This window comes from Faecalimonas canis (assembly GCF_054601575.1).
In genome coordinates this window covers 28,467-41,880 of record NZ_BAAHSI010000014.1, presented here as the reverse complement: position 1 = coordinate 41,880, position 13,414 = coordinate 28,467, and the positions used below count along the sequence as shown (strand labels likewise).

The following is a 13,414-nucleotide window of genomic DNA, read 5'->3' as shown; positions in this document are numbered from 1 at the left end:
AAAACAGGATATGCCCTTCGTTTTATTTTCTCTTATTTTTTTGATTTCTTTGCAAGAATCGGCATAATTGCACCTAATCCTAAAAGAATGAATGGTGTAAGAATATTTAATGTAAGCTGGAATAAATCATCCGAATAAATACCTCCGATGCAGGCCATCGCTGTAAAGATGAAGCACCATACTCCAAAGATAATACCGATTGTTTTATTCTTCACAAATTTATATTCAGGAGCAAATTTTTCTCCCGCTTTCTTCAATGCAACATACGCAACAAATACCCACAAGTAACGTAATGGCATACATACAGAGTTCAATTTTACAAGCCATTTAACTAAAACGTCTACATTTTTGATACCAAATGCAGGAATAATAATTAAAATACTTACAATTACTGCTACTAATTTATGTCCGTTTGTATATGCACCATGTTTGTTCTGTTTGAACATTGATTTTGGAATGTAGTTTTCATCAGAATTTCCAAGTAACATACAAAGCGGTGCATCGATAGAAATAACCATAACAGAGAACTGTCCGAGGAACTGTGTAATCGCATATAAAATTACAAATAAGTTTCCTACATGGTAGTATTCACCTAATTTCTGGAATGCATAGTAAGCACCGTTTGTCATAAGGTCAGCAGGAATATTTTTTGAATCAAACATCATTCCCATTGAAATTGTTCCCAAAATAGCACATACAGAAACCATGACAGCCAACGCAATCATACCTTTAGAGAAGTCTTTTGCAGGATTTTTTGTCTTATTTACATATGGTGAGAATTTCTCACAACCACCTACCGCAAAAACAAGAATAGATAGCCCTGTAAAGAATTTCATATCAAATGTCGGCATAAATGTTTTCAAAGACCAGTCAATTTCTAATAACGGTGCATTTGTGATTGCCGGTGCAGCCATCATTAATACAATGTACAAAATAGACATGATGAACATTGTTGTTCCCGCAAGTGTAGAAATTTTCTTCAGCATAGAAATTCCCTTAGATGCAAGATATAATGCTAAAAAGAAAATTGCAAGACATAACAACTGCATTACTGTTGTGTTCATCTTACTTGCTCTGTTGTCCTGAAATAAAATCCAACTTGTTGCAATAACCGCTGAATTCGGTTTCTGTGAAATGTAAGGCATATGCACTACCCAGTATGTCCAACCGGCATAGTATGCAAGTCTTTTTCCCATAGTTGCTGAAATCCATGAACTCACTCCACCATTGGCATTTTTAAACGCCGAACCAAGTTCACCTACCATCAATGCATATGGTACAAAATAAATACCGAATACAATTATCCAAGCAACAATTGCCTGTAAACCATTATATTCTGAGAATCCGTTGATAACGTTACCGAATCCCCATACACCGCCAAACGCCATAAACGCAAGACTGTACCACAAGATTTTCTTTTCGTTTTTCTGATTCATAATTTTTCTCCTTTTGTTTAGTCACTATGTTAATAGGATAACAATCTTTTTGTTTTTGCAAGAAATATTTCATTTTTTCATTTCCGATTTTTGCTTTTGCATTTTTTAATGCAATTGTATCATCCATTAAAACAATTCAATCTAAAAAGGAATGTACTGAACCTTTGGGAAAGAAAATCGTTACCCTTGTATACTTTTCTTCTTCTGAAGCAACCTGCAACTCTAACCCTAATCTGTCACATAATTTTTTTGCCAAATACAACCCCATCCCTGTAGAATTAACTTTTTTTCGGTTAGAACCCGTAAATCCTTTTTCAAATACTCTGGATAATTCAGACTTTTTTATTCCACAGCCATTATCTTCCACAATAAGAGCAATATTCTCTCTGTTATCATTGCTGTAAATCACAAGTCTTTTCTGCTGTTTATCCATATATTTCACTGCATTCTGCAAGATTTGAGAAAGAATAAAATATAACCATTTTTCATCTGTATAAACAGTATTATTCATATCTCGAATGTCCAAAGTCACTTTTTCTTCCAACAATACGTACCTGAATTTCAACAAGACCTGATGAATCATTTCATTTAGCAATAATTCCTTAACGAAATAATCCTTTTCTGTATTTTCACTTCTCGCATAATATAACATCTGTTCCACTAACTGAAAAATCTTATCTGTTTCTTTTTTCAGCAAATAGTTTCTTGTATTATCAAATGTCAGCGATAATGCTCCGATTGGTATTTTTATTTCATGGGCAAAACTTTCTACATACTCCTGATATGCTAACTGTTCTTCTTCCAACACACTGATTTTATCATTCATCGCCTTACAGGCACTTTTTAAAGCGTAATAATACGCTTCATTTTCCAACTCTTTCGGTTTTGGAAGAATTTCAGAAATATAATACGTTTCCTGAAGTCTATCCGTCATCTGTATTATCTGACAGTTTTTTCTGCATTTACTCCGGTAAGTCAGCCATAGAAATCCCGCATGAAAAACAACGCATATAAGAAGCATCAGAAAAATATATAATCCGTCCACTCCCGAGGAAAAGAGAAGAAATGAAATCATGACGAGAAAAAACAGTTGAAATAAAATATATACTATTTTTTCCTCTAAAAAGGTAATAAAACTCATAATTTCCATCCTTTCCCTCTAACATTTTCCAATAAATGTGAAACACCTATTTCCTTTAACTTCTTTTTCAATCTTGTCATATTAACAAGAAGTACATTTTCATCCAAATAGTATTTATCATTCCACAATTTTTCCAGCAATTCTTCCTTTCCTATCACTTTCTCCCCATTCATAAAAAAGTAGTATAAAATACGAAATTCATTCCGTGTCAATTCAATCGTTTCTTCTTTATATTTCAATATAGATAAATGTAAATCCAAAGTACATCCTCTTTTTGTAATTTCCCTAAAGTTATTTGGATTGGAAAGTTGAAGTGCTCTTTTTATTTTCTCAAGTAAAATCAATGTATCATATGGCTTTGAAATAAAATCAATACCGCCCGCCTGAATACTCTGCAATTCATCTGCTGTTGTATCTCTACTCGTAACAAATATAATCGGTATCCGCTGTACGTTCTTTACTTTTTTACATATCTCATATCCATTTTCATATGGAAGGTTTACATCCAGCAATATTAAATCTAATACACTTTTCTCTAAACTTTCCGGTATATTTTCAAAATCGGTAAACAATTCCGTTTCATATCCTTTCCCATTCAATAATTTTGCCAATTCCTGACGGGTAATCTCATCATCTTCAATAATTCCTATTTTCATTTTCCATACCTCCCTCCATTTTTTATTATACACACATTCGACAAAGAGAGTTAGCCAAACTAACTCTCCTCATTAATATTTCTTTTAAAACTAATATAAGTAACTATCCAATATACCGCATAAATACAGAGAAACAATATAAGCCCGCTAAAAAAGTAGAAAATATATGTAAATTTACTTTCCAAAAAAATATAATACACATTATTAATTGATTTTATCAGAAAGAAACAAAGTATGAGCGGATAAATCAGCGGTAACCCAAACAGTACAATTAACTGTTTTCTTATCGTCTTATACAGGCTCTTATCATTTACTCCCAATCTTCTCAATGTAAGATAACGATACTTATATTTTGTGGAATCACTAAGCGACTGCACTGCCAGTATAGTTCCTACAACTGCGATAAAGATAAATGCCATATAAAGACAAATACTCGATAGCATCGCTGTCATTGTATTTTGTTCTTCAATCATCGCTCCCCGTGAAGATATTTTATAAAGTCTTTCATTCAAATGCCACTCCATTCTGTCACGAATTTTTTCAAGTAGTTTTGCATCTGCATTTCCTCTTACATTAACTACAAGATGACTCTCCCCCACTTCCATATTTTGCACATATTCATCGGGGAAAATCATAATATAGTCCGCCTGTTCATTCATAAAAGTCCAAAAATTCTTACTTGTAATTTTCTTTAATTTTAATGTTTTTCCATTTACTCCCTCAATTTCTTTAATTTGGGGTACATCCTTTAATTTTGTTTCTGTTGCTGACACGGCTACAATCATATATTCATTATTTTTTAATGAAACCGTTTTTTCATTTCTTAACTCCATCAGCCGATTATAATCACTTAATTTTACAATACAATCACTGTCATGAAACTGACTTACATGTTTCTGTACCTGACATTTCTCATCCCAATAAATATCATAAGAAAAAGTATCCTCTATCGTATAATCTTCCTCTATAATTTCAATATATTTATCGTAGAAGTTTTTATCATCCGTAACCGCTACATCATAGGGGGCTTCCTGATTAATCATGGAATCATACATCCCCTTTGTGATACTTGACATATTAAAACTTAACAGGACCAACAAAATCAATATAGAAAATGTTCCCAAAACAAAACTCATTGTTCTCGCTTTTGATGCAAATGTTCTTGCCACAAACAGATTATCTTTGTCGTATTTCAATGCCTTACTTCTCAACACAACCGAAAGAATCATATCCGAAACTGTTGTGTATACACCATACATACTGACAACAAAACCGATAATACAAAACATAAGGTAATTCATCGTTTCCTGTTCAAAGAAGTTTTTCATATCAAATCTGGAATGCCATATAACAACTGACACAATTCCTATCAACACGCTGACAATGAAAATTCTGTTTCTATTTTTCTTACTATGAAACATTTTCTTTTCATTCTGTCTTTCCAAATAGAGAAAACTATGTACGGACATTTTCCACATCTTTCTCCATAGATTAACGAGAACAAGCATATAAATTGCCACAAAATAAATAAACAAAAGTCCTATTGCTTTCCACTCAAAAGAAATAAATACCACTCCGGTAAAATCTAATATATGAACAATAATTAAAGAAATAAACTGGCTGAAAATAAATCCAATAGGAATTGACAACACTAACGCAAAACAACCAAGCAGGATATTTTCCAGTACAAACATTTTCGTAATTTCTTTTTTCTTAATTCCAAGCAACATATACGTTCCAAATTCTTTGCTTCGTTTTTCAAACATAAATTTTGTCGTATAGTTAATCAAAAAACATACAACAAAAATAATAATAGCATTTACAAATAACAAAATATTTTTAAATGTATCCATACCCGTTGACAGTTTTACCACTGCATCACTATTCGACACAAGATTAAAGGCAAACATCAGTGAAAAGGACATCGTAATTGTAATCAAATAAATAAGGTAATCTTTTAAACTTCGTTTCGCATTGCGAAAGGCTAATTTACTTAACATCTCCCACTTCACCTCCCAACAGGGTCAAAATGTCTAAAATTTCATTAAAAAATTCTTTTCTGCTCTTCTCTCCTTTTTGTATTTCATTAAAAATCTTTCCATCTTTCAAAAACAAAATCCGTTTACAAAAAGATGCACTAAACGGGTCGTGAGTAACCATTAAAATCGTTGCCTGCAGTTTCTCGTTCATATTCGACATTGTTTCCAACAAAAGTCTTGAAGATTTAGAATCAAGTGCCCCTGTAGGTTCATCTGCCAGTATGAGATTCGGCTTATTAATCAACGCTCTTGCACAGGCACAACGCTGTTTCTGTCCGCCTGAAACTTCGTAAGGAAATTTAGATAAAATATCGGAAATATCCAGTTTGTTAGCGATAGATTTCACCTCTTCTCCAATTTTCTGTGGATTTCCTTTATTGATAATTAACGAGAGAGCAATATTTTCTTCTATCGTCAATGTATCCAACAGATTAAAATCCTGAAAAATAAACCCTAAATTTTCCCTTCGGAAATCTGCAAAATCTTTCTCTTTTATTGCTGTAATATCCTTTCCATTGACTACGATATGCCCTCCTGTCACCGTATCAATTGTGGAAATACAGTTCAATAATGTTGTTTTACCCGAACCGCTCGCTCCCATAATTGCAACAAACTCCCCTTTATCTACATACATGGAAATGCCGTCCACCGCTTTTGTTATATTATTTCCATTTCCGCCATAATATTTTTTCACCTGTTCCAACTTCAATATATGTTCCATAATCCTTCCTCCTTTTGCCTATTTCTATAAGTGATATAGGAATTATAGCAAGAGTTTTTTCGAAAAACACTTACAGTTTTGAAAGTATTTATCCACAAAAAAAGATTGCGATAATGATAGCTACTCATAAAACAGTATGAACCAAGAAACTGAAATAGGGTAGTTGCCATACAGGGTGCAAAGTGAAACGGACATATCACTTTAACAGTAGTATGTCCGTTTCACTTTGCAGAAAACACCTATTTTAAGCTAATATTAATACAAAATTATTGCATGTAATGCAGTATATCATCTACTGTAATAGATGTAGAAAAACATTTAATTTCATGATAGAATAATGTGGAAAATATTGAAAGGTGGCAAGTAGATATGGGAACCATAAGAGCATTGTTAGTAGGAGTATGCGAATATTTAAAGATTAAGTGCCAACCTTTGCCCTTGTGCAAAAATGATTTGTTTGCGATGAAAACGGCCCTTGTGCAAGGGTTAAATGTAAGTTCAGATAATATACTTTTATGTGGTGAAACTGGGATAGTAACAAGGAATGAACTTATTACATCAATACATACTGTGCTTAAAGATGCAACAGAAGACGATACTTTCATTTTTTACTTTTCTGGTCATGGTGGTAAAAATTGCTTAGTGTTAAGCGATAGCTTAATCGACCTGCAAGACCTTATTTGCACAATAGAGCAAATACAAACAAAAAATAAAATTGCAATCTTAGATAGTTGCCATTCAGGAGGCTTTGCACTTGATTGTGTTCCAGCAATAGATATAAACGAAACAGTTGAGCATTTTGCTGGGCGTGGCTTTGCGATTTTAGCTTCTTGCGGAGCCGAACAATTTTCTGGCTTTAATGAAGATCGGCAAATAAGTTTATACACAAGCTTTGTATGTGATGCGCTAACTTCTCGTTTTTTGATTAGAAAAGGTAAGAAATCTCTTGAAGCAATAAATGAAGCAATATTTCATTTCTCAGAATTATCAAACAAGAAAGGAGAACATAATTTTCAGCAGCCTATATTTCGTTCAAGTGTTGGAGGAACTATCTTTTTTGATGTTGAGGAATACAATCCTTATAAAGTCGCAAAAATTTACGAAGAATGTGATAATTATATAATTTATAGTGTTGAACCAGTGCATCATGGAAACGTTAAAAGATTATCTGCAAAGGTCATTTTACGTTATCAAAGTTCAATGGAACAAATTGCGGAAATAGCAGACGAAATTAAAAACAAAGTACTTTATTACGAGGTCCATCAAAACAAAATCTCTGAAACTCGTTATGCCGGTAGAGCAGCAAATATTGTATGGTGTTATTTCGGATACGATGAAGACGATATGGTAGATTGCAATTTTATTTGTCACACCACATGGGTTGATGATTTACAAGATAAAGAATGGTGGTATCGAAATTCAAAAAATACTACTATTGTAAATGGTGTTCATATTAATGTGCATAGTTCGTATGAGTTAATAAAAGGTCTTAAAGATAACCCCATGAGTGTTGATGAATTAATTCAAATCACAAGAGAATATACTGCAAATCTTATATCAGCGGCAGAACAATATATCAAAATATTTAGAGAATACCTTAATAATACATTGACAGAAGAGCAGCTTATAGATAGCGTTGCTCCTCTTAATATCGAAATTACAAAATGGTTTTTTAAACAAAGTGATTTACCAATACCGCCTAAAGAATTGCATGATTGGACAAATATGCACACAAAACTTGCCTGTACCATACATGATTTCTCGCTTTTCTATGATAGGAAAAACTTAAAGACTTGGAAAAGCGAAAACCGTAAATGGCTACTTAAAAATGCAATCAAGCAATATGAAACAGAATTAGAGGAACTGAAAGTAGCAGACAATATAATAGGAAAATGAGGTGAGGTAGCTACTCATAAAATAATATCAACCAACAAACTGAAATAGGGTAGCTGCCATACAGGGTGCAGAAAAGAGCGAGTAAGAAAAAAAGCGTTTCTTGTCCGCTTTTTTCATGCTCCTTGTTACGCAATAGGGGGTGAAAAAGCATTGATATAAGCGGCTTTGCAGGTGCGTTTTCCGCGTGGCAAGGGTTTTATACCTTTTCCCTCAAAAACGCCTTTCTACTGCGTAACAAATCTGTGGTAATTATCTGAGGAAGCATAGACCACCTATCTTGGAAAAGCCTACGTTGGAAAATCCAACGCAATTAAATAAAGATATAAATAACTAAAGAAATACTAAATACGGATTTAATTAAATATCCATTCCCTTCCTATCCTTTCCCTAATCCCTCTCCTTTGGGGCAAGGCAAAGCGGCAGAGCCGCCGGAATGGAAAGGAATGGAACGGAAACAGCAATATAAAAATATCGTTTGTTATGTTACGCAGTAGAACCTTATTTTTAAGAGTGGGAATATAAAACCCTTACTCCTGCCCTTATCTCCGCTGTTATGCCGTTTAAATCAAGCGAGAAGCACTCTTTATCGCATAACATTCCATACTGGATAGAGAGCGTAAGCGGTTTATCCGATTGCGCTCTCTTGGCTTTGCTACTACCTGTCAAAACGGAATTGCAGGATAGCTTTGATAAGCTGTGCTTTCAGACGGTCTTGAATATCGTCGTTGATATGTCCACGATAGGTAGACAGATATTTAATCCGCGCAGTGTAATGCCGCAGTACCGCGTCTATGGCTTCCGGCTCGCCTGCAACAGCTTTCTCGATGGTTTCAAAGGGTATCAGTTTCTTATTCCTCATGTTTAGTTTCCTCCAGTTCTTTTCTTAACTGCTTCAATGCCGCCAGTTTCCAGTAGTTGACTGTACTTCTGCTTCTTCCGTACTCATTCCCGATTTTTCTTTCGCTGTAACCGAGGAAGAAATTCATCAGCAGAGCAGTACGCCTTTGTTCTGACAGATTAGCTAATGCGTCGGCTAATCGTTTACTTGTCACGACCACTTCTTTCCCTTGAACGACAAAAACAGTCGGCTTCTCATAAACATACTGCTCAAAATAGTTATCGGTTGCTAACGGTTCAAAAGACGTTTCCGACATCAGATAGTCAAGCGACACTTCATGCTTCTGTTTCCGTCCAAAATCGCGGTACGCGCTGATTGCCGCATTGCGGAGAACGATTTTGCAGAACGCGGCAAAGGCATATTCGATATGCTCCATGAATTGTTCAGAATACTTCATCATAACTCACCCCCTTTCTTCCCAGCAGGGGGCTATTACAACAAACGCCCATGCAGGCATAAAACCGCATAGGCGTTTGGTAATATGAGTTATTTAAGTAATTATGATGATTTGTGTATTCATCTTCATAACCGCAAAATCCCGTTGCATGGAATAGGCTTTTTTTAACAATGGAATAGAATTAAAACTGTGAAAAAGAAACATGGCAATATCTCCCGACACCGCCATGTCCATAAAAATAATTGTGTATTTACCGCTATTCCATTTTATATACAGGAAATGGCGGTTTGCTTTCCTATCACAAAACAGAAAGAGCCAATAATCATAAGATTTTCTTGTGATTATCGGCTCTGCGTCAATGCGTCTGGCTCTGTGATAACTGAAATATTCAAATTTTTTACATTGATAAGATTTTCCTGCTTACACTTCGGACAGTATAGTGGGAAATTCTTTATTTCTGTATCTTCCCGTATTCTTAATCGGGTTTTATTATTGCATACAGGACATAAAATCCATTTTTCTTGTTGCAATACACCACCTCATTTCTAATCAAACTACCTTTAATGAAAATCAGATACAGTGTGCTGAAAAATCACTTGTTTACCCAAAATGGTAATTGCTTTCTTGCTACATTGATTTACACACCGATAGCATAACGTACACCGTCCGTCTGCTATAATCTTATCTTCTGATAATGACAAATTATTCATAGGACACACCAATGCACATTTCCCGCACTTTATACAAGTGTCGGTATCTATCTGTATTTTGTCTGAATATTCTTGTGTTTTATGGTAAAACCAAAGCCGCTGTCCCAAAAGCCCTGCAATATGGCATAAAAATCCCAAACCGTCTTTAGTTGGAGTACCATTTTTCAAATTGGACACCGCTGATTTTATGCGTTCTTCTGCTTGTATAACAATTTGCTTATTTTGAGCCGGAGTACGCTTTAAGGCTTTTACATCACAAATGCAATCCGGCATTTTCAAATGAAGTCCACCCCATACCTGTGCGCCGTATCGTTTGAACAATCTTGCAGCTACACCCGTACCGTCGCCGCTAAACAGTCCCATTGTTGCAATAATGAAAACACGTTTTCCTTTCCATATATCAGAATTTTCGCAGATAAAATCCCGTACAATTTTAGGCAAGTTACTGTAATAGATTGGATAAGCAAAAATAATGTCTTTATGATATGTAACTTTTTCCATTGTACCTGTATCTTCTAAAGGGGTTATTTCAATGTTCCTATCATATAGAGCAACAAACTTTTCTAAACAATATTTTGTATTTCCTGTTCCGCTAAAATAAATCCCTATCATATTTTTTCTCCCGTATTATCTAAAAAGGAAAGTTGAAAAACGTCCATAAAATCAATGACCTTCTCTCTCCAATCATTATCATAATTTACATTATTCATGGTGGCTAATGAAGTAACGCCATGTATAAAAGCCCAAATGGTTATGATAATATCATTTTGCTTTTCTTCTGAATAGTGCGCTTGCTCTAATAATTTACTTACAATATTTTTATAGATAATATAAGGTTTATAGTTTTGGTCGTCTGGTATTGATAATGATAAGTCAATTTTTATATTGGATTGAGAATATAAAAATTGAAAATAAACAGGGTTCTCTACAAAGAAAGATACATAGGCTATCCCCATGTCTTTCAATATTTCTGCGACATTATTATTCTTTTGAACGGTACTTTCTAATTGTTTAGAAAATCTATCTGTGATAAATAATTGCATTGCTTCAAGCAGTTCTTCTTTATTTTGAAAATGACTATAAGGAGCAGCATGGCTGACACCACACGCCGCAGCTACCTTTCTCAAAGAAAAAGCATTTATTCCCTCTGTACTTACAATCTGAATGCCTGTTTCAATCAAAGCATTTCGCAAGTCCTTGTGATGATAAGTCTGTCGTTGCTTTGCCATTCTAATTCCTCCAATCTTTACACTGTCTATATTATAAGGCTTAAACTTTACAGTGTCAAGTTTGAGAGGGTTTTAAGTTATGACGCTCAAATAATTTTTCTCTAAACGGTTATTTATTTGGCATTTCAGAAACATTTCCGTATTAAGAGATAAGAAAAACTTTTTGAAAAATTTCTTTCAAAACTTTGGCAAAATCGCTCTGTCCGGTGTTGTAGGTAGTGAGAGGAAAATCAGAGGGTTTGGGAAACTTCCCAACAAGCAAAATGCAGGGCATTTTCGGAAAAGGGTACTCTTTTCCTATGCTTGCTACGAAACTTATCACATTACAAATCAAAGAAAGGACGGGAAAGGAATGGAACGGAAACGAAAAATCAAGGACGGGCATATTGTAGTGGAAAATCCGCTGTTTCAAGAATTGCCAACGCATGAAGTAACGATAAAATCTGGCAGGACGCTGTATCGCTTTACAGGCAGTTATGACGGGGAAAGGAGCCTGCCCCACAAGATTTTACGCCTTATGGAGCAGGAAAAGGGCAAAAAAGATGTTGATTAAAAATGCCGGAGCCGATAAAATAGGGGTAAGCAATCCTGTATTGGCAGACTGCCCGCCGATGAAAGGAGCAGAAACTATGTTAAGGCAGTCTGACAAAATTACCGCCCTCTATTGCCGCTTATCACGCGACGACGAATTACAGGGCGACAGCAACAGCATTGTTAATCAAAAGGCAATTTTAAGTAAATACGCAAAAGAAAATCATTTCTCAAATACTGCGTTTTTTGTGGACGACGGATATTCTGGAACGAACTTCAACCGTCCGAGTTGGAGCGAACTTCTGGAACGGATTGAAAACGGAGAAGTGGCGACGCTGATTGTCAAAGATATGTCGCGGCTTGGGCGCGACTATCTGAAAGTGGGCTTTTACACCGAAGTCCTATTCGTGGAAAAGGGCGTGCGGTTTATCGCTATCAATAACGGCATAGACAGCGCAAACCAGCAGGACAGCGACTTTACCCCCTTTTTGAACATCATCAACGAGTGGTACGCAAAAGATACAAGCAAAAAAATCCGCGCTGTGATGAAGTCAAAAGGAGAAGCAGGAGAATACCTTTGCACAAACCCGCCCTATGGTTACATGAAAGACCCTGATAACAGAAAACGGTGGATTGTGGACGGAGAAGCCGCCGAAGTAGTTAAGCGGATATTTGCCCTTTGTCTGGACGGTTACGGACCATCGCAGATTGCCCGTATTCTGAAAGAGGATAAAGTCATAACGCCGACAATCCATTTTCAGCAGACAGGCAGGGCAACGAGGAACACATCGCCGGACAATCCCTATAACTGGACGGGCGATACCATAGCTGACATTTTGGAGCGTCCAGAATATCAAGGGCATACGGTAAATTTCAAGACTTATAAGCAGTCCTACAAAAGCAAGAAAACCTGTTACAATCCAGAGGAAAAGTGGCTTGTGTTTGAGAATACCCACGAGGCAATCATTGACGCTGACACATGGAAACGGGTGCAGGAATTACGGAAGAACAAGCGCCGCCCGACGAGAACAGGAAAGACGAATATGTTTTCCGGCATTGTGCGCTGTGCCGATTGCGGCGAAAAGCTGTATTATTGCACAAGCAAGAATTTTGAAGCAAGGCAAGACCATTTTGTCTGCTCTACTTCAAGGCTCAAGGGGAAAGAGATTTGCTCTACTCATTTTATCCGCGCCGTTGTCTTGGAACAGGGCGTACTTGCTCACATGAGATTGACGATTGCCTGTGTCGCTAACCACGAAGAACAATTCCGAAAAGCTATGGGTGCGAAACAGAAAGCCGAAGCGAAAAAGGAACTGGCGGCAAAGCGGCGGCAACTGACGCAAGCGGAACGCCGAATAGAGGAACTTGACCGATTATTCAAGCGTATTTACGAGGACAACGTGGGCGGGAAACTATCTGACAGCAGATTTCAAATGCTCTCCGGCGATTACGAGCAGGAGCAGGAAGAACTGCGGGAAAAGCTGTTGCGATTGAACGAAGAAATTAACGAACAGGAAGAACAAACAGAGAACATTGATAGGTTCATCAGCAAAGTACGGAAATATCTTGACTTGGACGAATTAACGCCCGCCGTCTTAAATGACATGGTAAAGGCGGTGTACGTTCACGCGCCGGACAAGTCAAAGGGGTATAGGGAACAACAGATTGACATTTCCTATGACCTTGTGGGAATACTCCCCGCGTCTTTACTGAATGACCTGCAAAATGGAGAAACGGCATAGCTCGCAAGCTATGCCGTT

Annotated in this window: 13 protein-coding genes; 3 read left to right on the top strand and 10 right to left on the bottom strand. The window is 36.2% G+C overall.

From position 1 onward, the window contains the following. Positions 1-32: 32 nt before the first annotated feature. The 5 genes from ACYPXO_RS04085 to ACYPXO_RS04065 form a co-directional block, all read right to left on the bottom strand. The gene (locus ACYPXO_RS04085) at positions 33-1,436 is read right to left on the bottom strand and encodes an APC family permease (RefSeq protein ID WP_459639404.1); all 1,404 of its coding nucleotides are present in this window, start codon (positions 1,434-1,436) and stop codon (positions 33-35) included. A 136-nt stretch (positions 1,437-1,572) separates the two neighbouring features. Then, positions 1,573-2,586, bottom strand: coding sequence for a sensor histidine kinase (locus ACYPXO_RS04080; RefSeq protein ID WP_459639403.1), 1,014 nt, complete (start codon positions 2,584-2,586; stop codon positions 1,573-1,575). Then, complete coding sequence (locus ACYPXO_RS04075; protein ID WP_459639402.1) at positions 2,574-3,233, bottom strand: response regulator transcription factor; 660 nt, start codon at positions 3,231-3,233, stop codon at positions 2,574-2,576. The genes ACYPXO_RS04080 and ACYPXO_RS04075 overlap by 13 nt, the downstream gene beginning before the upstream one ends. A 59-nt stretch (positions 3,234-3,292) precedes the next feature. Further along, the gene (locus ACYPXO_RS04070) at positions 3,293-5,233 is read right to left on the bottom strand and encodes an ABC transporter permease (RefSeq protein WP_459639401.1); all 1,941 of its coding nucleotides are present in this window, start codon (positions 5,231-5,233) and stop codon (positions 3,293-3,295) included. Then, entirely contained in the window at positions 5,223-5,993 is a 771-nt protein-coding gene (locus tag ACYPXO_RS04065; protein ID WP_459639400.1) for an ABC transporter ATP-binding protein, read from the bottom strand. The genes ACYPXO_RS04070 and ACYPXO_RS04065 overlap by 11 nt, the downstream gene beginning before the upstream one ends. Positions 5,994-6,362: 369 nt before the next feature. Here ACYPXO_RS04065 and ACYPXO_RS04060 point away from each other — a divergent pair, with 369 nt between their 5' ends. Next, the gene (locus tag ACYPXO_RS04060; protein ID WP_459639399.1) at positions 6,363-7,889 is read left to right on the top strand and encodes a caspase family protein; all 1,527 of its coding nucleotides are present in this window, start codon (positions 6,363-6,365) and stop codon (positions 7,887-7,889) included. A 655-nt stretch (positions 7,890-8,544) separates the two neighbouring features. On the opposite strand, the gene ACYPXO_RS04055 is transcribed toward ACYPXO_RS04060, so the two are convergent. The 5 genes from ACYPXO_RS04055 to ACYPXO_RS04035 form a co-directional block, all read right to left on the bottom strand. Further along, entirely contained in the window at positions 8,545-8,748 is a 204-nt protein-coding gene (locus ACYPXO_RS04055; RefSeq protein ID WP_006876091.1) for a helix-turn-helix domain-containing protein, read from the bottom strand. Beyond that, the gene (locus ACYPXO_RS04050; RefSeq protein WP_459639458.1) at positions 8,738-9,184 is read right to left on the bottom strand and encodes an RNA polymerase sigma factor; all 447 of its coding nucleotides are present in this window, start codon (positions 9,182-9,184) and stop codon (positions 8,738-8,740) included. Before ACYPXO_RS04050 ends, ACYPXO_RS04055 begins: the two co-directional genes overlap by 11 nt. A gap of 341 nt (positions 9,185-9,525) precedes the next feature. Further along, a complete protein-coding gene (locus ACYPXO_RS04045; RefSeq protein ID WP_093988343.1) occupies positions 9,526-9,714 on the bottom strand; it encodes a cysteine-rich KTR domain-containing protein in 189 nt (62 codons plus the stop codon). Between the two features lie 30 nt (positions 9,715-9,744). After that, positions 9,745-10,506 carry an EFR1 family ferrodoxin gene (locus ACYPXO_RS04040; RefSeq protein WP_459639398.1) on the bottom strand — a complete coding sequence of 254 codons (762 nt, stop codon included), beginning with the start codon at positions 10,504-10,506 and terminating at the stop codon, positions 9,745-9,747. Next, on the bottom strand, positions 10,503-11,123 hold the full coding sequence (locus ACYPXO_RS04035) for a TetR/AcrR family transcriptional regulator (RefSeq protein WP_459639397.1): 621 nt from the start codon (positions 11,121-11,123) through the stop codon (positions 10,503-10,505). Before ACYPXO_RS04035 ends, ACYPXO_RS04040 begins: the two co-directional genes overlap by 4 nt. A 352-nt stretch (positions 11,124-11,475) precedes the next feature. On the opposite strand from ACYPXO_RS04035, the gene ACYPXO_RS04030 reads away from it, so the two are divergent. Beyond that, entirely contained in the window at positions 11,476-11,676 is a 201-nt protein-coding gene (locus tag ACYPXO_RS04030; RefSeq protein ID WP_231358302.1) for a hypothetical protein, read from the top strand. Continuing rightward, positions 11,666-13,396, top strand: coding sequence for a recombinase family protein (locus ACYPXO_RS04025; RefSeq protein ID WP_459639396.1), 1,731 nt, complete (start codon positions 11,666-11,668; stop codon positions 13,394-13,396). The genes ACYPXO_RS04030 and ACYPXO_RS04025 overlap by 11 nt, the downstream gene beginning before the upstream one ends. The last annotated feature ends 18 nt before the right edge of the window (positions 13,397-13,414 follow it).

Bases quoted from the DNA above. Each gene is read 5' to 3' on its own strand.
- ACYPXO_RS04055 (WP_006876091.1), bottom strand. From the start codon at position 8,748: ATGAGGAATAAGAAACTGATACCCTTTGAAACCATCGAGAAAGCTGTT.
- ACYPXO_RS04065 (WP_459639400.1), bottom strand. From the start codon at position 5,993: ATGGAACATATATTGAAGTTGGAACAGGTGAAAAAATATTATGGCGGA.
- ACYPXO_RS04070 (WP_459639401.1), bottom strand. From the start codon at position 5,233: ATGTTAAGTAAATTAGCCTTTCGCAATGCGAAACGAAGTTTAAAAGAT.
- ACYPXO_RS04050 (WP_459639458.1), bottom strand. From the start codon at position 9,184: ATGAAGTATTCTGAACAATTCATGGAGCATATCGAATATGCCTTTGCC.
- ACYPXO_RS04035 (WP_459639397.1), bottom strand. From the start codon at position 11,123: ATGGCAAAGCAACGACAGACTTATCATCACAAGGACTTGCGAAATGCT.
- ACYPXO_RS04060 (WP_459639399.1), top strand. From the start codon at position 6,363: ATGGGAACCATAAGAGCATTGTTAGTAGGAGTATGCGAATATTTAAAG.
- ACYPXO_RS04040 (WP_459639398.1), bottom strand. From the start codon at position 10,506: ATGATAGGGATTTATTTTAGCGGAACAGGAAATACAAAATATTGTTTA.
- ACYPXO_RS04085 (WP_459639404.1), bottom strand. From the start codon at position 1,436: ATGAATCAGAAAAACGAAAAGAAAATCTTGTGGTACAGTCTTGCGTTT.
- ACYPXO_RS04080 (WP_459639403.1), bottom strand. From the start codon at position 2,586: ATGGAAATTATGAGTTTTATTACCTTTTTAGAGGAAAAAATAGTATAT.
- ACYPXO_RS04075 (WP_459639402.1), bottom strand. From the start codon at position 3,233: ATGAAAATAGGAATTATTGAAGATGATGAGATTACCCGTCAGGAATTG.
- ACYPXO_RS04030 (WP_231358302.1), top strand. From the start codon at position 11,476: ATGGAACGGAAACGAAAAATCAAGGACGGGCATATTGTAGTGGAAAAT.
- ACYPXO_RS04025 (WP_459639396.1), top strand. From the start codon at position 11,666: ATGTTGATTAAAAATGCCGGAGCCGATAAAATAGGGGTAAGCAATCCT.